This is a genomic window from Candidatus Nitrosopumilus sp., from assembly GCF_965263415.1.
In the GTDB taxonomy this organism is placed as follows: domain Archaea; phylum Thermoproteota; class Nitrososphaeria; order Nitrososphaerales; family Nitrosopumilaceae; genus Nitrosopumilus.
This window is the reverse complement of record NZ_OZ253671.1, coordinates 236,080-258,185: the sequence shown is the minus strand read 5'-3', so window position 1 is coordinate 258,185 and position 22,106 is coordinate 236,080. Positions and strand designations below refer to the sequence as shown.

31 protein-coding genes, 2 tRNA genes and 1 pseudogene are annotated in these 22,106 nt (G+C 33.6%); 19 read left to right on the top strand and 15 right to left on the bottom strand.

Annotation, left to right across the window (positions count from 1 at the left end; translation table 11 throughout):
* Positions 1–13: 13 nt before the first annotated feature.
* Together ACQY22_RS02165 and ACQY22_RS02160 are read right to left on the bottom strand one after the other, a co-directional pair.
* Positions 14–175, bottom strand: a complete 162-nt coding sequence (locus ACQY22_RS02165) for a hypothetical protein (protein WP_428324907.1) — start codon at positions 173–175, stop codon at positions 14–16.
* A gap of 41 nt (positions 176–216) precedes the next feature.
* Complete coding sequence (locus ACQY22_RS02160) at positions 217–1,131, bottom strand: branched-chain amino acid transaminase (protein ID WP_428324906.1); 915 nt, start codon at positions 1,129–1,131, stop codon at positions 217–219.
* A gap of 93 nt (positions 1,132–1,224) precedes the next feature.
* Between ACQY22_RS02160 and ACQY22_RS02155 the strand changes: the two genes are divergently transcribed.
* A complete protein-coding gene (locus ACQY22_RS02155; protein ID WP_428324905.1) occupies positions 1,225–1,431 on the top strand; it encodes a hypothetical protein in 207 nt (68 codons plus the stop codon).
* A gap of 149 nt (positions 1,432–1,580) precedes the next feature.
* Here ACQY22_RS02155 and ACQY22_RS02150 read toward each other — a convergent pair whose 3' ends face one another.
* Positions 1,581–2,996 (bottom strand): aspartate kinase, encoded by a 1,416-nt coding sequence (locus ACQY22_RS02150; protein WP_428324904.1) that lies wholly within the window; start codon positions 2,994–2,996, stop codon positions 1,581–1,583.
* Positions 2,997–3,015: 19 nt separating this feature from the next.
* Positions 3,016–4,035: a glycosyltransferase gene (locus ACQY22_RS02145; protein ID WP_428324903.1), complete on the bottom strand. Its 1,020-nt coding sequence runs from the start codon at positions 4,033–4,035 to the stop codon at positions 3,016–3,018.
* A 79-nt stretch (positions 4,036–4,114) separates the two neighbouring features.
* Here ACQY22_RS02145 and ACQY22_RS02140 point away from each other — a divergent pair.
* Positions 4,115–4,189: transfer RNA gene (locus ACQY22_RS02140), tRNA-Val, on the top strand.
* A gap of 48 nt (positions 4,190–4,237) precedes the next feature.
* A complete protein-coding gene (locus ACQY22_RS02135; protein ID WP_428324902.1) occupies positions 4,238–4,489 on the top strand; it encodes a hypothetical protein in 252 nt (83 codons plus the stop codon).
* A 96-nt stretch (positions 4,490–4,585) separates the two neighbouring features.
* On the opposite strand, the gene ACQY22_RS02130 is transcribed toward ACQY22_RS02135, so the two are convergent.
* Entirely contained in the window at positions 4,586–4,933 is a 348-nt protein-coding gene (locus tag ACQY22_RS02130; protein WP_428324901.1) for a hypothetical protein, read from the bottom strand.
* Positions 4,934–5,064: 131 nt separating this feature from the next.
* Here ACQY22_RS02130 and ACQY22_RS02125 point away from each other — a divergent pair, with 131 nt between their 5' ends.
* Positions 5,065–5,433 carry a hypothetical protein gene (locus ACQY22_RS02125; protein WP_428324900.1) on the top strand — a complete coding sequence of 123 codons (369 nt, stop codon included), beginning with the start codon at positions 5,065–5,067 and terminating at the stop codon, positions 5,431–5,433.
* A 1-nt stretch (position 5,434) separates the two neighbouring features.
* Here ACQY22_RS02125 and ACQY22_RS02120 read toward each other — a convergent pair whose 3' ends face one another.
* Entirely contained in the window at positions 5,435–5,947 is a 513-nt protein-coding gene (locus ACQY22_RS02120; protein ID WP_428324899.1) for a hypothetical protein, read from the bottom strand.
* 60 nt (positions 5,948–6,007) lie between these two features.
* On the opposite strand from ACQY22_RS02120, the gene ACQY22_RS02115 reads away from it, so the two are divergent.
* Both ACQY22_RS02115 and ACQY22_RS02110 read left to right on the top strand, forming a co-directional pair.
* Positions 6,008–6,259 (top strand): hypothetical protein, encoded by a 252-nt coding sequence (locus ACQY22_RS02115; RefSeq protein ID WP_428324898.1) that lies wholly within the window; start codon positions 6,008–6,010, stop codon positions 6,257–6,259.
* 37 nt (positions 6,260–6,296) lie between these two features.
* Positions 6,297–6,749, top strand: a complete 453-nt coding sequence (locus tag ACQY22_RS02110; RefSeq protein WP_428324897.1) for a hypothetical protein — start codon at positions 6,297–6,299, stop codon at positions 6,747–6,749.
* On the opposite strand, the gene ACQY22_RS02105 is transcribed toward ACQY22_RS02110, so the two are convergent.
* Positions 6,746–7,627, bottom strand: coding sequence for a radical SAM protein (locus ACQY22_RS02105; RefSeq protein WP_428324896.1), 882 nt, complete (start codon positions 7,625–7,627; stop codon positions 6,746–6,748). The genes ACQY22_RS02110 and ACQY22_RS02105 overlap by 4 nt on opposite strands.
* Positions 7,628–7,727: 100 nt before the next feature.
* Between ACQY22_RS02105 and ACQY22_RS02100 the strand changes: the two genes are divergently transcribed.
* The 8 genes and pseudogenes from ACQY22_RS02100 to ACQY22_RS02065 form a co-directional block, all read left to right on the top strand.
* A complete protein-coding gene (locus ACQY22_RS02100) occupies positions 7,728–8,030 on the top strand; it encodes an ArsR/SmtB family transcription factor (RefSeq protein ID WP_428324895.1) in 303 nt (100 codons plus the stop codon).
* Positions 8,031–8,055: 25 nt separating this feature from the next.
* Positions 8,056–8,340: a hypothetical protein gene (locus ACQY22_RS02095; protein ID WP_428324894.1), complete on the top strand. Its 285-nt coding sequence runs from the start codon at positions 8,056–8,058 to the stop codon at positions 8,338–8,340.
* 35 nt (positions 8,341–8,375) lie between these two features.
* The gene (locus ACQY22_RS02090) at positions 8,376–8,819 is read left to right on the top strand and encodes a hypothetical protein (RefSeq protein WP_428324893.1); all 444 of its coding nucleotides are present in this window, start codon (positions 8,376–8,378) and stop codon (positions 8,817–8,819) included.
* On the top strand, positions 8,809–9,165 hold the full coding sequence (locus tag ACQY22_RS02085) for a reverse transcriptase-like protein (protein WP_428324892.1): 357 nt from the start codon (positions 8,809–8,811) through the stop codon (positions 9,163–9,165). The genes ACQY22_RS02090 and ACQY22_RS02085 overlap by 11 nt, the downstream gene beginning before the upstream one ends.
* 63 nt (positions 9,166–9,228) lie before the next feature.
* Complete coding sequence (locus tag ACQY22_RS02080; protein WP_428324891.1) at positions 9,229–11,325, top strand: 4-hydroxybutyrate--CoA ligase; 2,097 nt, start codon at positions 9,229–9,231, stop codon at positions 11,323–11,325.
* A 73-nt stretch (positions 11,326–11,398) separates the two neighbouring features.
* Positions 11,399–12,925 (top strand): 4-hydroxyphenylacetate 3-hydroxylase family protein, encoded by a 1,527-nt coding sequence (locus ACQY22_RS02075; protein WP_428324890.1) that lies wholly within the window; start codon positions 11,399–11,401, stop codon positions 12,923–12,925.
* A 57-nt stretch (positions 12,926–12,982) separates the two neighbouring features.
* Positions 12,983–13,591, top strand: coding sequence for a hypothetical protein (locus ACQY22_RS02070; RefSeq protein WP_428324889.1), 609 nt, complete (start codon positions 12,983–12,985; stop codon positions 13,589–13,591).
* 15 nt (positions 13,592–13,606) lie between these two features.
* A pseudogene (locus ACQY22_RS02065) lies at positions 13,607–13,903 on the top strand (lysyl oxidase family protein); the annotation flags it as partial.
* Positions 13,904–14,078: 175 nt separating this feature from the next.
* On the opposite strand, the gene ACQY22_RS02060 reads toward ACQY22_RS02065, so the two are convergent.
* Together ACQY22_RS02060 and ACQY22_RS02055 are read right to left on the bottom strand one after the other, a co-directional pair.
* Positions 14,079–14,777, bottom strand: a complete 699-nt coding sequence (locus ACQY22_RS02060) for a signal peptidase I (protein ID WP_428324888.1) — start codon at positions 14,775–14,777, stop codon at positions 14,079–14,081.
* A 40-nt stretch (positions 14,778–14,817) separates the two neighbouring features.
* Complete coding sequence (locus ACQY22_RS02055; RefSeq protein WP_428324887.1) at positions 14,818–15,585, bottom strand: zinc-ribbon domain-containing protein; 768 nt, start codon at positions 15,583–15,585, stop codon at positions 14,818–14,820.
* A gap of 115 nt (positions 15,586–15,700) precedes the next feature.
* Here ACQY22_RS02055 and trxA point away from each other — a divergent pair, with 115 nt between their 5' ends.
* From trxA to ACQY22_RS02040, 3 genes are all read left to right on the top strand, one after another.
* Complete coding sequence (gene trxA / locus ACQY22_RS02050) at positions 15,701–16,027, top strand: thioredoxin (protein ID WP_428324886.1); 327 nt, start codon at positions 15,701–15,703, stop codon at positions 16,025–16,027.
* Positions 16,028–16,147: 120 nt separating this feature from the next.
* Positions 16,148–16,219, top strand: a tRNA-Ala gene (locus ACQY22_RS02045).
* A gap of 42 nt (positions 16,220–16,261) precedes the next feature.
* Positions 16,262–16,621 carry a zinc ribbon domain-containing protein gene (locus ACQY22_RS02040; protein WP_428324885.1) on the top strand — a complete coding sequence of 120 codons (360 nt, stop codon included), beginning with the start codon at positions 16,262–16,264 and terminating at the stop codon, positions 16,619–16,621.
* Positions 16,622–16,642: 21 nt separating this feature from the next.
* Here the strand turns inward: ACQY22_RS02040 and ACQY22_RS02035 are convergent, their stop codons facing one another.
* Both ACQY22_RS02035 and ACQY22_RS02030 read right to left on the bottom strand, forming a co-directional pair.
* Positions 16,643–17,170, bottom strand: coding sequence for a zinc-ribbon domain-containing protein (locus ACQY22_RS02035; protein ID WP_428324884.1), 528 nt, complete (start codon positions 17,168–17,170; stop codon positions 16,643–16,645).
* 437 nt (positions 17,171–17,607) lie between these two features.
* On the bottom strand, positions 17,608–17,871 hold the full coding sequence (locus ACQY22_RS02030; protein WP_428325508.1) for a hypothetical protein: 264 nt from the start codon (positions 17,869–17,871) through the stop codon (positions 17,608–17,610).
* 94 nt (positions 17,872–17,965) lie between these two features.
* On the opposite strand from ACQY22_RS02030, the gene ACQY22_RS02025 reads away from it, so the two are divergent.
* Positions 17,966–19,357 carry a dihydroorotase gene (locus ACQY22_RS02025; protein ID WP_428324883.1) on the top strand — a complete coding sequence of 464 codons (1,392 nt, stop codon included), beginning with the start codon at positions 17,966–17,968 and terminating at the stop codon, positions 19,355–19,357.
* A gap of 32 nt (positions 19,358–19,389) precedes the next feature.
* Complete coding sequence (locus ACQY22_RS02020) at positions 19,390–20,052, top strand: protein-L-isoaspartate(D-aspartate) O-methyltransferase (RefSeq protein ID WP_428324881.1); 663 nt, start codon at positions 19,390–19,392, stop codon at positions 20,050–20,052.
* Positions 20,053–20,055: 3 nt separating this feature from the next.
* On the opposite strand, the gene ACQY22_RS02015 is transcribed toward ACQY22_RS02020, so the two are convergent.
* The 4 genes from ACQY22_RS02015 to ACQY22_RS02000 are packed head-to-tail and all read right to left on the bottom strand — an operon-like array spanning position 20,056 to position 22,096.
* The gene (locus ACQY22_RS02015; protein WP_428324880.1) at positions 20,056–20,253 is read right to left on the bottom strand and encodes a hypothetical protein; all 198 of its coding nucleotides are present in this window, start codon (positions 20,251–20,253) and stop codon (positions 20,056–20,058) included.
* A 37-nt stretch (positions 20,254–20,290) separates the two neighbouring features.
* A complete protein-coding gene (gene rpiA, locus ACQY22_RS02010; RefSeq protein WP_428324879.1) occupies positions 20,291–20,965 on the bottom strand; it encodes a ribose-5-phosphate isomerase RpiA in 675 nt (224 codons plus the stop codon).
* Complete coding sequence (locus ACQY22_RS02005) at positions 20,966–21,928, bottom strand: hypothetical protein (protein WP_428324878.1); 963 nt, start codon at positions 21,926–21,928, stop codon at positions 20,966–20,968.
* Positions 21,929–22,096 (bottom strand): 50S ribosomal protein L37e, encoded by a 168-nt coding sequence (locus ACQY22_RS02000; RefSeq protein WP_012214603.1) that lies wholly within the window; start codon positions 22,094–22,096, stop codon positions 21,929–21,931.
* Positions 22,097–22,106 lie beyond the last annotated feature (10 nt).

Genomic DNA, 22,106 nt, shown 5'->3' with positions numbered 1-22,106 from the left:
TTGATACTAATTGTTAGCAGTTACATTTGCATGGAATGAGTTTTGTATCAAATGTACAATCATGAGGACCATCTGATTTTCCTTGTGTTGGAATCTCTTTCATACAATCATTATGGCGCCCTTTTCTGCAAAACCAACAGATTTCTTGTGTATCTCCAGTTGCACATGAATCCATAATCTCTATGTGGGTTTGTGGGTAAAAAACCTCTTGGAATTCTAGATGTATGTTAACCAAGGCAAGAATCTTTCATCTTTACCCATCACTACATCAGTAAATGATTTTTGGAGTGCTTTAGTAATATGACCCATTTTTCCATTACCGATTTTTACTTTGTCAATTTGTGTTACTGATTTTACTTCCGCAGCAGTACCCGTCATGAATATTTCATCTGCAGCATACAGGTCATCTCTTTCTAAATCTCGTTCAATAACAAATCCACCATTTTCTTCAATGATTTGTATGACACTATCTCTTGTAATTCCCTCTAAACCTCCTGCAGATAATGGAGGTGTTTGAATGATGTCATCTTTTATGACAAAGATATTTTCAGCACTACCTTCAGCAACTTTTCCGTGCCAATTTAACATAATTGCTTCATCATATCCATTCTCTAGTGCTTCCATTCTTGCTAGTGCTGCGTTTGCATAGTTTGATGCTGCCTTTGCTTGTGTTGGTTGAGATCTAGAATCTATTTTTATCCAACTTGATACTTTGCATTTTGCCCCTGAGAATTTACCTGCTTTTGATTCACCCATCTTCCATTCCCAACATGAAATGGAAGCATCTACTTTGTTTTGTGTTGGAGTTAAACCCATTGTTCCATAACCATAATATGCTAATGGTCTAATGTAACACTCTTTGAGTCCACTTGCCTTTACTGTCTTGATAATTCCATCAGAAATTTCTTTTTTTGAAAACTGCATTTTCATCGAATACAACTTTGCTGATTTGAAAAATCTATCTACATGTTCTGGGAGTCTGAAAATGGCTGAACCATTTGGTGTGTTGTAACATCTGATTCCCTCAAAAATTGACGTTGAATAATGTAATGCGTGAGTAAGAACGTGAACTTTGGCATCCTTGAATGGCACCAATTTCCCATTCATCCAGATTTTTCCAACTTCTTTCATAGGAGAGGAAAAAAACCATGCTAATTTAAAGAATTATCTTTTGATATAATTTCTAACATGAAACTACATATTCTATAATTGGGCATAAATTCTATGGATTGGACTTTTGGCTTTGTTGCTATTGCTCTTCTGACAATAGGTTTGATTGGCCAAGCGTTTGAAATGAGAAAAATTCGTCAGACTACTTACAGAGATGAAGAAATGGGCTCTGTCAATATTTTTACAAACAAAAGAAACTTCAAGTGGTATGCTATTCTTGGAGTAGGAATTATTTTGTGGTATGCAGCTGAGCGTATGTAATCTGATCTATATAGATCAGCTCTAAATAGTAGAAAATGCAATGTATAGTATCGCGTGTTTAGGGTAACGCCGGACTGAATCTAGATAATGGTCCAAGAACAAACCCTTGATGGCGCTACTGGTGTAAAAACCCGTGCGCCACACTTTCACTAAACAAAATTAATTTTTGAAATCTCTTGGTGTATTGCACTGATTGCTTTTCTAATGTTGTCTTTTGAATCTTCAACAACAATAATTATTCTTGAAGTTTCTTCTTGTGCATCCATATTCAAAATATTTAGTCCTGCTTCACCAATCTTTGCACTTGTTCTAGATGCAACTTGTTGAACTCTCCACATTTCGTCCCCAATCAATGTAATTACTCCTCTGTTGTATGTTATTGTTGCAAGAGAATCAAATCCTAACAAGTATTTTTCATTTCTTTTAACATAATCTCCATCCAAAAATAATATTCTTGAAAATTCTATTCCGTCTTTTGTAAATGGAGATAAAATGACAAATTCACTGTAACGTTTGTCTTTGTCTAATGATGTCAATAATTTCTGTATTGATGTTGTTTCTATTCTAAAAATTGCACAATTTTCTTTTCCTGTAACAATTTTGATAGGGTGTCCTTTTTGCTCATCTAAAATTCTCTTTATTGTTGTGATTTTTTCTGGATTTTTCATATTTGTAACTGTGATTGGCATATCAACACCATTTTCAACAATTTCTTTAATTGCTATTGGATCTAATATTTTCATTCCAAACATTCCTGCTAGTCTTGCTTCATTGTATGATAATTGATGAACTTCGCTTAGTTCTGATTCAATAATTTTGGGATCAGCTGAAACTACTGCACTATCTTTCTCAAAATCAATACTGGTTTCATAATTTTTATGAAATAAAATCCCTAGATCTGCTGCAGTACGATCAGAGCCTCCGCGCTCATATGTAGTTGTAACATTGTCCACTGTTTTCCCAATGAATCCTCCAATTGTAACAACCTCATTTTGTTCTACCAATTCTGAAGTTTTCCCTAGTTTTTCTCTAGATTCTGATGTCAGAAAATTTGTAGATTCTATGTTGTTATCTGTGATTATGGGCCAATCCTCAAAATCAACTGTTTCTGTCTTGATCTTATTACTTCTTAGTATGTAATTCATCACATGTGACATTAGAATTTCTCCTGAAAATGCCAGTGCACGTGAACGTATTTCATCTACAAATTCTTTATTCTCAAATGCCTCATCTAATGCTTTTTTTGCTTTTTCAAGATTCTGTTCAATTACATTCTTACATTTTCCTTTATTTTCAGCATCTACTAATTCTAAAATTTTTTCGTATGTTGATTTGATTATATCTAATGATGGCATAATTCCATTTTCAGCATTTCTGCCTTGTTCTAACATTACATCTGTAAGAGAACGTTTTTTTCCATTATCTAATGTTAAAGGAGCTGAAAAGACTGCAATAACTTTGGAGTCTTTTTTTAAATCAGTAATTCTTTGAACAATTTCTGGAATAGCCACTCCGTTTGGACCTATTGCACTACCTCCAAATTTTGAAACTACTAATTTTGCCATAGTACTTTAACAAAAATCATTAGTTATCTATTAAGCTTTGAATAATTTTAGCAGCTTTTTTTGCACCTTCAGTATTTACTGGGTTTCTTTTTTCTTCCATTTTGGATATGATTAACTTCTCAAGCCTTTTGATGTCTTCAAAAACAAATCCTTGTTCTTTTGCATTATCTTCTTGTTCAAAATGTCCTTTAATTGGGATGAATATTGCAGGTGTACCATATGCATTAGCCTCATCAATTGTTGATTTTCCTGCAAGTGAAATTAAAACATCAGCTGCATAAATTATTTCATGTAAATTTTCTACAAATCCTAAATTCCTTACATTCTCAAATTTTTTGTGAACTGATGGGCCTGTAACTATCACAACTTCAATATCTTGATTAATTTTTGAAATCGCTTCTAATGATTTTTCAATTAGAAATAAACCTGCATCAGTACCGCCAATTGAAATAATAATTGTTTTTTTCTCAAACGAAAATTTTTCTCGTAATTGTTCTCTAGTGAAATTTGTTTGTCGTACTATTGGTCCTACTCTTTGGATGTTGTCTTTCCCATCTCCAATTTCTGGCAATATCACTAATTCACATTTTTTTATGATTTCCTGCATTGATTTATTCATCTTTTTTTCAATAAATGATGCTAGACCTTTTGTAAAATGTGTCTCTAAAATATCAGTAATCAAAACAGTTGGAATTTTCATCTCTTGAGCAACAGTTAATGATGCAAAATCTTCATCACTCACCACCGTACTTGGTTCATTTTTTTCTAAAATTTTTTGTGAAATATTTTTACAATCTTTATAATATTGATAGTAATTCCAAAGCCATTTTGCAGGACTTTTTAATGTGCCATTTTCAACAATAAATGATGGTGGACTATATACATCATCTACTTGAATCTTTAATTTTTTTAAAATTTTAGCTGCGCCACTACCTGTAACAAAATTAGTTGTGATATTTTGAAAATTATTCTTTATTGCAATATCTCTTGTAATGTGACCCAATCCTATTGGACTAGAAAAAAAATCAATTCTTCTCACAAAACTACATCATTTTTATCAAATTTCTAGATTCTGACCTTTCTCAAAGTTTAAATGGATTTTAACTACGTTGGTTTCTGGGCCCATAGTCCAGGTCGGTTATGACGTCGCCCTTACACGGCGAAGATCCGGGGTTCAAATCCCCGTGGGCCCATATTTTCAAAATCTTATTAATGATAATTGGTATCATTATGTGGTTAATTTGGTAAAAAGAAGAATTCGAACTGGTCGGGGTACAAGAATAATTGAAGTCGATGATGACGATTCCGCTTGGGCAGGAAATGATTTCAAAAAACTTCAAGATGCAAGAAAAAAAGCCGCTTCTGACAAGTATATCACTACAGGTAGAGGAACTGGTAAAATCAAGTTCGGTGATATTGAAAGCACACCAACAAAATCTACTAAAGGTATGTGGGTGAGCTCTGGAAGAGGAACTGGAAAAAGAAAACTCTGATAGTTGATACAAACCAATCAATGAATGTACATTCATTAAATGATTTTATTCATAATTTTAGAAAAAAAAATTTATTAAAAAAATTTTGATTGTAAGCTACTTGAAAGAACGTACTTTTCTAACAACTTTGTTATGATCTAGAGAAGCAGTTGTAGTGATATACAGAATATGGTTTTTTCCTGCAGGAACAACTATTCTCTTGACTTTGTCATATTCTGCGACAACATATTTGCATGCTCCCAAACTTCTCATCAGTTTTTTTCGTTGCTTCCAATCTTTTGCTGCAGCCTTTAATGATGCCACACTTTGTTTCTTTGACACCAAAAGATTTACCTTCTTAGAACGTGCTGAGTACAGTAATTTGCCTTTGAGATCACAGACACTTACTACTCTTACAGAAGGACTGACTTTCAAAATTTTTTCAACAGCGCTCTGAATTTCCATAATTGTTAGAAATCATTCTAGATGATAAGATTTTCTAAATTCATTTAAAATATCAATTCTGAACATTATTTTTAAAAAACTATGCCTGATTTGATTTTTCACTTTAATAATTCCTGTTTTATACAAAATTATTGGATTATGAAAAATTCTGCTCTCAGATTTTAGATGCTGATCCTAAAATTCGATTTGCTACTGTGTATGATGAATGGGCAGTTCATGTGGGTGGTGGTATGAGAGAAGGCGTAAAAAATTTGCTTTCAGATCGTGCCGAAAAAGAACTGGTAAATCTATCCATACTGGATTGGAAAGCCCGTAAAGATATGTCAAAGTGGCTTGGAAAAACTATCTACACTCTTGGTGAATATGACAAGGTTAAGCGATTCTCATTTTATCTTGGTGATGATCATCTACTTCTTGTAAGTACTGAAAAAGATGATGATACTAATGTTGTAGTTGATGAAGTTATTCGGTTATACTATGAAAATCAAGATAAAAAATAATTTATCCTATTTTACAACAACTTTTACTTTGTAATCCTCTTGTAATCCAATAAATAGAAAATATCAATACTCCTACTGAAACAAATTTCAATTCTAATCCTTGCATTGGGAATAATGATAATCCTCCAATTGCACCTAAAATTACTGCAAGTGGTGCTGTACATGCAGGACAACCTGGAGTAAATGCTGCAAATGCTCCTCCTAAAACAGCTGATGAATTACTCTTTACTGAATTCATCATCTTCATTCTTTTCATTTTAAATGCCATCATTGCAAAATTGATACCCGCTAATGCTGATATTACAACTGTTAGTGTAATTGATGTTGCAATGTATGTTGGAGATATTTCTACTGCTACATCAAAATGTGATGGAAGCATTGACATTGTCAAAAAATAATAGATGAACCCCAGTCCTGTCCCACTAATTATTGCAATCGTGGCGTATCTTTTCATGCCCAAAATATTCTGAATTAATTGTAATTTGCTTACCAAACAAGATATTTTATGATTCATTATATTTTAACTATATTTCTATAATCAAAGATTTTTAGCCTTAAACTACTTTGAATCATTATGATCGAATTTTCTTCTGAGGAAAAAGTAATCTTGATTCAATATGGAATCAAAAAATATGAAGATGAAGCCACTTTACTTGAGAAATTAAAAAGCATACTTTCTGAAAAAGACATTCAGCGAAATATAGATACTCTGATTGGAACTCAAAGAGTCAGACGTATTGGTCCTGAAATTCTTCAAAATAATGAAAGCCATACGGAATTACCAGAATTACCAGATAATCTCAAGCCTGTAATTGATAGTTTGTAAGTAAAAATCTTAAATTGACCTCTAGTGAATTTTTGATATGAACAAAATTATTTTGTTTTCTAGTATTTTTGTTATGGCAATCTTTTTGTCATTATCTGTAGATCCAGCTTTTGCACATCCTCATTCTGGTCAAATAATGGTTAATGATCACACACATACATCCCAAACAGAAATCATTCCATTAAATGGGATGATGGGACTAGAAAAATCAACACTTGTTTTCCATGCACCTGAAAATAACGATTTACCATGGGGATTTGTAGAGGGAAAAATTGCAAACCATGTTGAGGGATACCCAGTTATTATTCAGATTTTCCAAAATAGTGATGCTGTCCACTTTGCTCAAACCGATGTGGGAGAAGATGGTACATATGAATACAAATTCAGAGTTTTACATTCTGAAAACAGTGATACAAAGAAAATCTTTGATGGGGACTATTCTGTAACTATCTTCAAAGTAGTATATCTTTACCAAGAAAATTTTATCTAGAACCCTCTTAATCCTTGAGGACGCATAATTTCTGGATGCTGCTTCATCCATTCTATCTTATCTAACATTTCTTGTTTATCTTGAGGAAATGTACCTTTGATTGTATATGCATTTGAGCCATGATTTGCTCTAAAAACAATTTCATCTTTGGTATCAATTTGTTCAATTAAACTTTGTAACTCTTCTAATGACTCATCATCATTAATTCTCACAAACTCTCCTTGATACTTGTCAAGAAATTCTTGCTTAATTCCATTTTCTAAATAAAGAGTTAATGCACCTACATAATTTGGTGAACAAGCACTAATTACTTCAGCAGTTCCTTTGACGTGTTCTTTAGAATATTTTCTACCACCCAAACCTAAAATCACCATACATGACATGACATAACCTGCATCTTTTGCTTTGTTAACTGATTTAATGATGGTTTTTCCAATTGCCCCTTTCGTTACTTTTTTTAGAACAATGTCTGAACCACTTTCAATTCCTAAATAAAACATGTCAAGACCTGCTTCATTCATCTTCTTTAATTCTTCAGAAGTTTTCTTTAGAATATTCATGGGCATTGCATAACAAGAAATTCTTTCAATTTTTGAAAATTTTTCTCTAATGTATTTTACAATTTTTATCATGTATTCAGAATCAAGATTTAATGCATCTCCGTCTGCAAGAAAAACTCTTCTAGTATCTGGTAAATATTTTGCCATCATGTCAATTTCCGATTTTACTTCATCCCATGGTCTTTCAGAATATTCTTTTGATCTGTACATATCACAAAATGAACATTCGTTAAATGAACAACCTAGTGTAACTTGAAAAATTAATGACCTTGCTTCTGAAGGCGGTCTGTACAGAGGTGCATCATAATTTAACATCATTTCTTATTTCAGCTATTTTTGGTCAATTATGTTTTTTATACTTTGGTTAACTTAACACAAAATACCTTTTAGTAGTAGGCGAGAAGATTTTGCATTCATTATGGTAAATGATCCTGATGCAAAACGATTACTCTGGTTCATTTTTGCTGGTTCTCGAGGAGGACTGACTAGATTAAAAATTATTTCAAAATTAAAAGAAAATCCACTAAACACCAACCAATTGGCAAATGAATTAGGTCTTGATTACAAAGCAATTCAACATCATATCAAAGTACTTGAGAAAAATAATTTGATTACAAAAGCAGGTGAAAAATATGGTATCATGTTTTTCATTTCAACCTTTCTAGAAGTAAATATGGAGACATTTGAAGAAATTGAGGAAAAATTGGATAAAAGTAAATAAAAGCTCAAGAGGTGTTTTTCTCTAAATGGAACCAACATCTCTGATTTTGTCAATTGTCTCAATTATCAATATGGGCATATTGGGAATTTTGATTGCAATATTTGGAAACATGTATGGAAAAACAAGAGCTCAACTTCCACTTGGAATGATTGTTGTTGCAGCTATGTTGTTTTTACATAATGTTGTTGGTGCTATGGCTTATTTCTCAATGGAACACGTTTTCTCTCATGAAATATTCCCATACATGTTAGGAGTTGGTGTTGCTGAGCTAGTAGGATTAATAATATTCTTAAAAATCACTTTGGATTAATCTTAGTTTAATTGTAACACAATCTGGTAAAACACATGTTACAAGAATATCTAAAACTTAACAAGAATATTTTAATTGCTTTTGCTGCATCAATAACAATTTCTGCAGTTATCGCACAAATTTTATCTGATCAAGCTGATTATCTAAACACAACTTATACTACTATCGCTGATTATGTAATTTATTTTTCTGTATTCAGTGGACTGTTTTATCTTGATAACCGTAAAAAATATCGTCTAAAGTCAGGTAAAACCGATACAAAAAAACTAAAACATGATCTAAAAAAATTAATTACTTCTCTTGGAATTGGAGAAATTGTTTATACTATAGTTAGATGGGGATTGCAATATTATTTCCTTGTACTAAATTATGATCCTTACTTGGCGTCAATTATATCACAAGGATTATCGACAATCATTTACATGATAGTAGTAAATCTAAGTGTGAAAATAACGAGGTTGTATAAAGATGGGAATTAGTGTTTATGTTGATGGTTCAGGAGGTCCTAATGGCGGATATGGTTTTTTTGTAAAAGAGACAGGAGAATCATTCTACGAAAAAAAACCTGAAATTACTAATAATCAGGCTGAATATTTGGCAATAATTTCTGCATTAAACAAATTTGTTGATTCAGATGAAGAAATCACAATTTACAGTGATTCAAAAAACACTGTAAATCAACTCAATCATGAATTTGCGATAAATAATGAACAGTTACGTAATTTGGCAAGAGAAGCTTGGAGCATAATTGGAAAATTTTCTAATTTGTCAATTATTTGGGTACCTAGAAAAGAGAACTTGGCAGGAAAGATGCTGGGAAGCTAAATTTCAGAGATCAGAAATTTCTATGAATAACTTTATTATACAAAATATTTTGATCATCGTTACATGACAGAATCTGTCGTTTTATCTCCAAAATCAATTGCAGTAATTGGTGCATCTGACAAAAGAGGAAGTGTCGGTGCTACTATCACATCAAATATTATGAATGGTTTTAAGGGAACCGTATATCCAATTAGTCCTTCAAGGGAAACTGTATTTTACAAAAAAGCGTACAAGAGTGTTTTAGATGTTCCAAAATCAATTGATCTTGCAGTAATTGTTATCAAAAACACATTGGTTGCACCTGTGTTAGAAGAATGTGGTAAGAAAAAAATCAAAGGCGTAATTATAATCACAGCTGGATTCAAGGAAGTTGATGAAGAAGGCGCAAAACGTGAGCAACAAATCAAAGATATTGCTAAAAAATACAAAATTCAAGTTATTGGCCCCAATTGCCTTGGCGTCATGAATCTTGATCCAAAAACAATGATGAATTCTACTTTTCTAAAAGTTACCCCTAAATCTGGAAAAATTGCACTTGTATCCCAAAGTGGAGCAATTTGTGCTGCATTAGTTGAAGATGCTAGTGCACAAGGAATTGGCTTTTCTGCTGTTGTGAGTCTTGGAAATAAAGCTGCAATGAGCGAAGTTGATGTTCTAAAAATTCTTGCAAATCACAAACAAACAGAAGTTATTGTAATGTATCTTGAAGATATGGGTGATGGACAGGAATTCCTTAAAGTTTGTAAAAACATTACTAAAAAACTCAAAAAACCTGTTCTAGTTCTCAAATCTGGACGCAGTCCTGAGGGTGCAAAAGCTGCAATGTCTCATACTGGAGCATTGATGGGTTCAGATGAAATCTATGATGCATTACTCAAACAATCTGGTGCAATCCGTGTTGATACTATGGAAGAACTCTTTGATTATGCAACAGCATTCTCAAAACAACCATTGCCTTCCAAAGGTGACTTGGTAATTGTTTCTAATGCTGGTGGCCCTGCAATTATTTCTACAGATGCATGTTCAAAAGCAAAAATCAAGATGGCAGATATTACAAGTGTAAGAAAACAAATTGATGAAGTAATTCCGCCTTGGGGCAGTTCTAGAAATCCTGTTGATATTGTTGGTGATGCTGATTTTAATAGATTCCATAATGTTTTGGATCGAGTCTTAAAACATCCAAAAGTTGGCTCTGTTATCTCTATGTGTACTCCTTCTGGAACATTAGATTATGACAAACTCGCAGAAGTTATTGTGACTATGTCAAAAAAATATAAGAAAACAATGCTTGCAAGTTTGATGGGCTTAGATGAAGGAATAACTAATAGAGAAATTTTGGCTGCTGGAAATGTTCCATATTATACATATGCAGAAGGTGCAATCAGAACACTCGCTGCCATGATTAGATTTTCTAATTGGATAAAATCGTCTCCTGGTAAAATAACCAAATTCAAAGTAAACAAAGCTAAAGCCCAAAAAATATTTGATAAAGTAAAAAAAGAGAAAAGACCAAATCTCTTAGAAGAAGAAGGTCAAGAAGTTCTTAAAGCATATGGTTTACCACTTCCTAAAAGTGCACTTGCTAAAAATGAAGTAGACGCAGTAAAGATTGCAAAGAAAATTGGTTATCCTGTTGTAATGAAAATTGCATCTCCTCAAATTATTCATAAATCTGATGCAGGTGGTGTTAAAGTCAATTTAACAAATGATGCTGAAGTTAAAGATGCTTTCAAAACTATTGTAAAGAATGCAAAAAAATACAACAAGAAAGCTGAGATTAAGGGTGTTTTGATTGTAGAGATGGTTAAAGGTGGCAAAGAATTAATCATTGGTTCCAAACTAGAACCTGGATTTGGTCCAGTAATTATGCTTGGCATGGGCGGAATCTACGTTGAAGTTCTCAAAGATGTAACTTTCAAACTTGCTCCAGTTACTAACAAAGAAGCAGATGATATGATTGCATCAATTAAAACTCAAAAATTACTCCAAGGTGTTAGAGGTGAAAAACCATCAGATATTACAAAACTCTCTGAATGCATTCAGAGACTATCTCAACTAGTTTCTGACTTTAAAGAGATCAAGGAATTAGACATGAATCCTGTATTAGTTATGGAAAAAGGCAAAGGTTGCAAAATTCTAGATGTCCGAATAGGTCTTTGATCGCAGTCTATTCGTAAATTCTTACGCGTGTAAATTTAGAATATTTATACAACATGAAAATGATTATTGTTACATGGCTAATGTCCTAAAGACAATTAGAAGTGGTGAGGATTATATCGAAAGTCTTAGAGGTCGCGATCTCAAAGTTTACCTTTTTGGAGAGTTAGTCAAAGAACCTGTGGATCATCCTATGATTAGACCTTCAATTAATGCAGTTGCTGAAACTTATGATCTTGCATTACGTGAAGAAGCATTAGCTTCTGCTGATTCATCAATTACTGGATTAAAGGTAAATCGATTTTTACATATTGCAGAAAGTGCTGAAGATTTGGTTTTACAAAATAAAATGCAAAGAAAACTAGGCCAAAACACTGGAACATGTTTCCAAAGATGTGTTGGTATGGATGCAATGAACTCTTTACACTCTACAACTTTTGAGATTGATGAGAAACATGGAACTGATTATCATAAACGATTCTTAGAATTTGTTAAAATGGTACAACAAGAAAATCTTGTGATTGGAGGTGCTATGACTGATCCTAAAGGTGATAGAAGTAAAGGACCTTCAGAGCAAGATGATCCTGATCTATTTACCAGAATTGTTGATACTGATGAAAAAGGAGTTTACGTTTCTGGTGCTAAAGCACATCAAACTGGTTGCATAAACTCTCATTGGATAATTTTAATGCCAACTATACGACTAACAGAATCTGATAAAGACTGGGCTATTGTTGGTGCTATACCTGCAGATGCAAAAGGTGTTACCTACATTTACGGTAGACAGTCATGTGATACCCGTAGTATGGAAGAAGGTGACATTGATGATGGTAACGCAAAATTTGGTGGACAAGAAGCACTAATCATCTTAGATAGAGTATTCATTCCATGGGATAAGATCTTCATGCATGGTGAATATGAGTTTGCATCAATGCTTGTAGAGCGTTTCACATGTTATCATAGACGTAGTTATGTTTGCAAAACAGGACTTGGTGATGTTTTAATTGGAGCTGCAGCAACAATTGCAGATTATAACGGAGTTCCTAAAGTTTCACACATCAAAGACAAAATTATTGAAATGACTCATCTTAATGAAACAATATTTGCAGCAGGTATTGCATCTTCTCATCAAGGACAACAGATGAAGTCAGGTGTATATCTTAATGATGATATGCTTGCACAGGTCTGTAAACATAATGTCACACGCTTCCCATATGAAATTAGTAGACTTGCACAAGATATTGCGGGTGGATTGGTAGTTACTCTTCCATCTGAAAAAGACTTTAGACATCCCGAAGCAGGCCCATTACTCAAAAAATATCTTGCCGGAAGAAAAGGCGTTGATGTTGAAAACAGAATGAGAATTTTAAGATTGATTGAAAATATGACTTTGGGTAGAAATGCAGTTGGATATCTTACTGAATCAATGCATGGTGCAGGTTCTCCACAAGCTCAAAGAATTCAAATTCAAAGACAGATGCAAGTAGGATACAAAAAGAATCTTGCAAAGAATCTGGCAGGAATTACTAATGATGTTGAAGAACCAGTAGAATCTAATGAGTACTTTAAACGAGTTTTCAAAACAAAAGATTCTGTTCTCTAAAACTAATTCATAATTTTTTCTACATGTATATTAACATCAAATCATAAGGTGTGATTAATGACATATACACGAAACATCTTTCGAAAACCACTTCTTTTGCTTCCAGTACTTGCAGCAATAGGATTCATGTTTTCAACACCAATGCTTTTGGATGTTGCAGCAGATCATGGTGGCGGAAATGAGTTACCTCCTGTTCCAGAAGGTGCACTAGTTCCTGATATTACACCCGGTGTCCCAACACATCTTCATGTTCATAACCAACAACAACAAGAATATCTTCGATTTACTAATACTTGGGGCAATATCGGTGAGGGTTCATTAGAATTTCAAGAAGGTCCAATAGTAAATGGTAACCAAACAGCCTTCCAAAATCTATATGATGATGCAGGAAACTTTGGAAACATATTTGCACAACCAGATCCAGTTTGGGTTTTTCATGAACCTCTAGGTGAATTTGTTTTCCATCCAAATCACAATCATTGGCACATTGATGATGTAGGTGAATTCACAGTTTGGGAATTTGTTGATCCAGATCCTGAAGTTCTTGGCGATGAAATTCCTACAGTAACTGCTCCAGGAGCTATAGGTACAAAGGTTGGATTTTGTATTGTTGATGTGTTCAAACTTGAGGACAAATCCTCTCCACGTTCAGAAAAAATCTATTAGGACTGTGAAACAGACCTACAGGGAATTGCACCTGGTTGGGCTGATCAATATCATCAATCAGTTGAAGGAAATGAGATAGACATCACTGCTGTTCCAAATGGTGAATATCTTTTGATTCATGAATGGAATCCAGATGGATTGTTTGTTGATGCAGATGAATCCAACAATAAATCTTGGGTAATCTTCACTCTTGAACAGCCAAACAATGGAAATGGTAATAGAAAAGTAACTATCACTGGTGAGTTTGCTCCAGAATGTCAACCAGATGGTTCCACACCTGGACTTTGTGGCGACATTAAGAAAAACTCTTAATCTTTTTTCTTTTTTTAAAATTAAAAATTACTAATTAAGTGATTCTACTCTTTTGAAACTTAACAATACTTAGGATCCTTTTTTAGTAATTTTCACATAACTATACTACCAAGCAAACAGGACGATCTTGTGTTCTCTGGGCATAATGTGAACCTGTTTGCCTGAAATAAACAATCTATTCCTTCTTTTCTTCTTCAGATGCTTCACTAGATTCTGTTGGCTCGTCATTTCTCTTACTATTTTCCTCAATATTGTCTAATTCTGTAGGTTCAGAATATTCAGTATCTTCTTCAATCTTGTCAATATCTGATAATTCTTCAATGGTATCAGGATTTTCTGAATCCATTGGATCTTCAAATGGTAATTCTTTTTCCTTTTTTCTTTTTGTGAATTGTTTGAATATCATTATTCCAATTACAATTGCAATGATGACATAGTTAATTGGAGGTTTTAGTATTTGTGTAACATATCCTACTTGTGGAAGTGTATATGCTACTTTTCCAATGTATTCTTCTTCAGTAATTGGAAAGTCTGTACCTGGAATTGAAGCTGGATTTGCATCTCCTTTTGTCCTAATTGTTCTAGGATCTTCATCCAAAATTGATGCAACTCTATGTACAATCACTCTATTATGGTCAGAAGGACGATCAAATACGATAATGTCTCCTACTTCAAGCTCATTAAATGGTTCATGTCCTGAAACCATTAAAACATCATAAACTTCTAGGGCTGGAATCATACTTCCACTTGCAACTACATAAAATGGATTTTGTGTTCCAAATGCAACTTGAAGACCAATCCAAATTACCAAAACTCCAACTGCAACAATAACAATATCTTTGATAACTCCTTTTGAAATAGACTTTTTCCCCAATTACATCATCGCCTTTAGTATCCTTGATTAAATTTACTAGTTATTGAAGTGGTGTCCCACACTCTTCACAGAATTTTGAACCTTCTTTATTTGAAAATCCACAATTTGAGCATTTTCCAGGTGATGCACTCTCTTCTGGATTTCCCAATAAGATGACTTCGCCTACCTTTTTGATACTTTTCCATGGAATGCTGCCTTCAGTTCCATCATTTTGAGTAATTACTAGAACCATTGATTGTGTTGAATCAATTCCAACCTGTTTTGCAATTCCAATTTTATTGGCATTTTCGTCATATACTGCTCTTCCTTCAATTGAACTTACTGATGTTGCAGAATCTGGTTGAGTAGATACTTCTTGTGTAGACTGTATTTCAGGTTCTACTGTTGGTTGTGGAGTATTTTCGACTGTTGGTTGAGGTGTTTCTACTTGAGGTGCAACTTCTGTTTGTGGTTCTATTGGCTTTGCATTTCCAACATCTCCTGCTTCATCTTGTTTCTTAAATTCTCTATATTCTGCAATTGATGATTCACATGTATTGCAAATGTATTGTCCTCTTTCTGCAAGAATTAAATTTTCTGCAACTTCCTCATTTGGATTCTCAAATTCAATTTTTGGTGATCCTTCAAACTCTTTTTCACAAGTATTGCAAAAATGTTTAGAAATTTTATCAGCATCTAATCTACCAATTGGAGCTAAAAACAGATCTGGTCCTCCAAGGTTTCCTTTCATCTGTTGCTCATCTGTAACACGGGCCATTACATAGCCTCCAGAACCTCTTAATTTTTTTATTCTAAGTTCCGAACTCATAACTGGGATTTATCAAAACGTCATTTAAGTATATATCAGAATTAATTTTCCCCCCAAAAAATATGGTGTAATTCTGGTGAACGTTTTTAGGTATGAATAACAGATTATCAGTACAATGGGAATTACACAAATTTCAGATGCAAAGTCTTGGGAAGTTGATGTGATAAACTCCGACATCCCAGTATTTGTAGACTTTTGGGCCGAATGGTGTGGTCCATGTAGAATGGTAGGTCCAGTAGTTGAAGAACTGGCAAGTGACTATGATGGCAAAGTAAAATTTGTCAAGGTTAATGTTGATGAGGCTAATGAATTGGCATCAAAATACAATGTCTTTAGTATTCCAACCTTAATTCTCCTTAACAAAGGTGAGATAGTTAGCCAGCAAGTAGGTGCTGCTTCTAAAGAATCATACAAAAATATGATTGATAGAGCTTTATCCTAATTCTCAAAAACACGTTTTTCTTATTTTTTCATCTAATTCTGTAATCTTCTAAAAATTTGTTATTTTTGTTTAGGCAAAATTTGATAAATGAATAAAAACACAACTTCAAGAGTAGTTTAGGGGCCGGTGGTTTAGGGGTATAATGCCTCGTTCGCAACGAGGATGTCGAGGGTTCGATTCCCTCCCGGTCCACTTTTCCAGAAACTATTTACATAAACACAAAATATTATCTTCATGGAAGTATTTGATGGCAAAAAAGCTGCACAAGAATACATGTCAAAACATACTTTGGCCTTTTCTACTCCCGAATTAACTCTGATGAGGTTTGCATTTTGGTTAGGGGATTCTGTTCCAGATCCAAATAATGATGGAAAAGGCATTCCGAGAATGATGACTTTTTTAACAGAACAAGACTTTGAACCTGTTTTGATTGACGATGACAAATATGAGCCATCTGGAGCAGTCAAGAGCTCTGGATTGATGGGAAATGCTTACACTGAACAAAAAACTGATGGAAAGTTTTGTTCAGAATGTGGAAATAGTCTCTCGGCAACAGCAAAGTTTTGTCCAGAATGTGGAACAACTCAAGAATAAACTAATTTTTAATTTCTAATTTTATGCTTTAACTCCACACTTTGTGCAGAATTTTGCATTTGGCCTTAACTCTGCACCGCATGATGAACATCCGTTTCCATTATTTTGTGGTGCTGTTTGTCTTGGCATTAATGCAGGATCTGGTGATGGTAATGTTCCAACATCATTGAATGCTTCTTGTGCAGATACAATTCCTGGTGGACCACCTCCTACTGGATTTTGTGCAGTTCCTGTTCTTGGTGGTGCACCTCCTGCCATCATTCCTGGTTGTCCCATACCTGGCATCAAACCAGGTGATTGTGTACTTCCAGAACCTGAACCTATTGATTTTTTTAACTCAAAAATTACTTTGATTGCTAGAAATTCTAATGCGGAATATGCTACTGTATAATCCCCCAATTTTTGAAAGAACTCTTTGTCACTAATTTGACCTTTCTTGTACATATTGTTAGTATCTAGAAATGATTCATAGTATCCTTGTGACTCATCAAACAAACTTTGTAGTTTGTCAAAGAGCATGTTTAGCGTATCCACTTCACCAAATGACATACTCTGCTTCAATTTTTGGAATATTAATTACTTTAGGATCTAGACTTGGCTAAAGATTAATCCTTCAGAGAAAAAAGCAGTCTCCTTTACTATGGAGACTCTGTAATTGTATTAACTAGTTTATGTGAGCTTTTGGGCCCCCAGCTAACACCGCGAGATGTCTCTGACTCAATGAATATCATACCATCCTGTCTTTGTTAAAAAATCAGAGTCAAAAAGAATTACTTTTTACTAAATCTTTTTTGGTAATTTCTTAATATTCTACTTTGTCTTTTACAAATTAATCATAAACAGTAATTATTTTGCTATTCAATGCAACCTAGTGATCAAAAATATAGTGATAACTGTATCTGATATTAATTCAGTATTTGTTATGTGACATTCAGGGCAATGTAATACTGTTGATGGAATACTTTGTTAAGAAAACAAACTCTTGATTATGTCATAACCGTAACTTCTCTTTCTGACATTCCACCATAACCTGGATCAATTTTCTGTTTTGGATTAAGTGAAGTGTCATGATGACATGGTTTGTTGCAAACTGGACAAAATTTTCTATCCATTACTATGCATTGACAAATATGATTTTTTAGATATGCTTGTGCGGCTTGATTCCATTCACCTGTACCGTTACAATACACACATACATTCGAACCACTAGATCCAACTCCTTTACAAAAATCGCATACATCTTCTGTCATATCTGTTATTGTAGTATGTGATTTTTGAATCAATATATTTGAAAAGATTGATTATCTTAAGGCATTAATAGACTGCAGGCAATAAAATTTTCAGATGACTTATGATACTGTAATTGTTGATTCACATGTTATACTTCCACAAGGGATGGTGGATAAAAACATCGTAATTGATGATGGAAAAGTTGTTGGTCTTACAAATGATATTCCTGCATGTGATAACAAAATCAATGGAAATGGATTGATTTCTGTTCCTGGCCCAATTGATACCCATGTTCACTACGGTGTTTATTCTCCAATTAATGAAGCAGCAAAGACAGAATCTCATGCTGCTGCAATTGGCGGTGTTACGACTATGATGAGGATGCTCAGGTTGGGAGATCCGTTTTCTGGTTCCCTACAAGCTCAGTTAGATTCTGCATCTCAAAATCATTATGTTGATTATGCAATACATGCATCTATTTTTACTCCTCAACAAATCAACGAAATGAATCTTTGTGTAGACAAAGGAATCACATCATTCAAACTTTACATGAATCTTGGAGGTGAAATTGGTCATGTCTACATGGACATGCCACCTAATTCTTCAGAACTTGTTGCGGCTAATGTTGATGTGACTGATGAAATTGTTGAACAGACAGTAAAAACTGCAGCTTCTCTTGGATGTCCTGTTTTAGTTCATGCAGAAGATTATGAATCATGTGGATGTGGGATACAAACTGCAAGAGAGAAAAATCAAGATGGGTTATCAGCATGGTCTGAAAGTCGTTCACCCAAATTTGAAGCAAAAGCAATCAAAACTGTATCAAAATTTGGTCGTGATTATGATTGTGTTATCTATTTTGTTCATATTGGTTCAGAACAAGCTCTTAAACAAATTCAAGAAGAGAAAAAACTTGGAACAAAAATTTTTGTCGAGACATGTCCACATTATTTGACATTATCTTATGAGAAACAAGATGGATATCTTGCTAAAGTAATGCCTCCAATAAGAACAGAAAATGACCGGCAGGCAGTATGGGATGCACTTTCTGCAAATCAAATTGATACCATAGGAACTGATCATGTTGCAAATAAACTCAAACTCAAATTAGGAGGAGATGATGTCTGGTCTGCATTAGCTGGATTTCCTGGAATTGGAACTGTACTTCCTATAATACTAAATGATGGAGTAAACCAGAATAAAATTACCTTAGAACAATTTGTGCGATTCACAAGCCAAAATGCTGCACAAATCTTTGGTATGTATCCTAGAAAAGGTACACTTGAAAAAAATTCTGATGCTGATATTACTATGATTGATTTGAAAAAAGAGAAAAAAGTGACATCTGAATTATTTGGCGGATTTTCAGATTATATCGTTTATGAAGGAAGAAACCTGAAAGGTTGGCCAGTTAAAACAATTGTAAGAGGAGAATTGATTGCTGAAGACTTTGAAGTGATTGGAAAACTTGGCCATGGAAAACTTGTTCCAAGAAAAATTAACTAATTGTTTTAACTGTAAAAATACTATGTTATCTATTGATAATACCTATTGATAAACAACATCAAGAAAACCTAGATAATTTAATCACTTTTCTAAAAACTACAAAATTTCTTACTAATAAAAATGTGGAATGTGCATTTAGAAATATTCCAAGACATGAATTTGTTCTTTCATCTGATGTGGACAAAGCATACTCCAATGAACCTTTTGCAATCTTGAATAATCAAACAATATCTCAACCGGCAGTTGTTTCTAGAATGACTGAATGGTTGGATGTTAAAAAAGGGAAAAAAATTCTTGAAGTTGGTACTGGGTCTGGTTGGCAAACTGCAGTTCTTTCATTCCTAGTTGGAGACAGAACTGTTTTCTCTGTAGAAATACATCCTGAATTAGTAGAGTTTGCACAAAATAATTTAAAAAAATTAGATATTAACAATGTTAATGTCATTTTAAATGATGGTGGTTTTGGTTATCCAGATGCAGCACCATATGATAGAATAATTATCACTGCAGCATGCCAAAAAATTCCTTCATTATTGTTTGATCAGCTAAATCAAAATGGATTGCTAATTGCACCTGTAGGTGATTCTTCTCAATCACTTGTATTATTGAAAAAAACACCTCAAGGAATTGTTGAAATTAAAAATGAATCTAACTATGTCTTTGTTCCATTACTTGGAAAATTTGGCAAACAATAATTATTATTTCATAGTTCTTAGTTGTCTTTCCGTGTCTCTTATGAAATCCTCATATTTCATGATTTGAGTGGTAATTCGGAACGCATTCATCTGATCCTCGTTATTTTTTGAGCCTAGGAATGGCTTTCTTATTTCCATTAGTCTTTGTTGTTCTTCTGTAGCCTTTAGAATATCATTTCTGAGGTCCTCACTTGTTGCCACGTATAATATACGTGATTTTTAGATTTAAGAATTTCATCTATAAAATATCAAATTTTCCGCCAGTCTTTGCTCTGTAGATCACATCTGGCTTTCTAAGGAAAATCCCTGATTCTAAAACACCTGTAGTTGCTTTGATTTTTTGTGTCAATACTTTTGGATTTTTTATTGTTCCAAAATCACAATCTAAGATGATGTTTCCATTTTCTGTAAAAAACGGATAGCCTCTATCAAGTGAACGCAATTGTGCTTTACCTCCTAATTTCTTAATAGAATTTGATACAGAATTTCTTGCAAGTGGATGTACTTCTACTGGAACAGTTCTTGTAAAGTTTTTTACAAATTTTGTTTTGTCTGCCATTACTACAACTTTTTTTGCAAGACTAAACAAAATATTCTCTCTAAGTAAAGCTCCTCCACCTCCTTTGATTACAAATTTTTGAGAATCAATTTGGTCTGCACCATCAAATACTACATCAATATGTTCCACTTGATCAGCTTCTACCAACGGAATCCCAACTTTTTCTGCGATCAATTTGATTTGCAACGACGTTGGAACTCCTTTAATGTTGTAATTTTTTAATTTGATTAATTTTCCAAGTGATTTAACAAGTGCAGTGGCTGCTCTTCCACTACCTAAACCAACAACATTACCATCTTTTACAAATTTTAATGCATTACTTGATAATGCCTTGATGGCATCATCGTACGACAATTACTCTACCTCTGCTTGATCAAGCTTTGATAGAACTTTCATGATGTCACCTTTGATTTTATCTAAATCATCCATATCATCATCAATATCGTCTGCTGATGTTGTCTCTGGTTTTTGTGCTTCTGGTTCTGGGAGTGCCTTGTGCTCTGTAATTTTAGCAACCTCTTTGTTGATGTCTGGTTTTGGTTCTACTTTGGGTTCAGGATTTGATGTAACTTCCTGAATTATCTCAATTTTGTCTTCGACTTTTGGTTTTGGTTGAACAATTTCTTTTACAATTTCTTCTTTTGGTTTGATTAATTCAGTTTGAATTGGTTTTGGTTGTGGCATTGGTTTTTGAATTGGTTTTTCTTCCTTTTCAAATAATGGGAATTTTGGTTCTTTTCTTGAAATGTTTGTTAAAGTAGTTAATTCAAATGATTGTCGTGATTTTGTTGCAGGAATTGTTACTGGTTCTGTATCTTTTGGTTTTTCAAAATTGAATGTATTCTTAATTGACGTTGATTGTTTTGTTCCTTTTTTAACTTCTGGTTCTTTTACTTTTGGTGCTTCAACTTTTGCAGTTGCCATTTTTGATGATAATTCATATAATCTATCGTCAAGTTTTGATAATTTTTGATCCATCAATGTGATCAAACCATCTCCTACAGGCCCCAAGTCTGGATGCTTACTTGCTTGTTCAAGTTTTTCTAATTTTGCTAGAACAATTCCTAATTGATGTTGATATTTTAATAGCAATTTGTCTTTTTGAATTTTTGAAAATTCTGAATCGGCTTGATATAATCGTGAAATTGTTTTTGTGAGAATGTCTTTTTCAATTCTTAATGAATTAATCTGACTTTTGATGTGTGAACTGGCACCAAGACTTAGTAATTGATTTTTACCTCTTGGTATTTTTTTTACAGCAGCTGCTGTAGCAACACCAGCTAATGAACTAAGAATAAGAGGGGCGATTTCTAACATCTATGTGTACCATTTAATCCAGGAATATTTTCTTCTTTTGGCCTCTGGGAATCCACAACTTGCACATTGGTGATGACGTTTGTGAAGTGAGTTCTTTCCACATCTTCGACATCTAATGTGTACTTTTTTCTTTGTAAAACCACCCATAGAAGTTGTACCTTTCACCATTTCATATCAC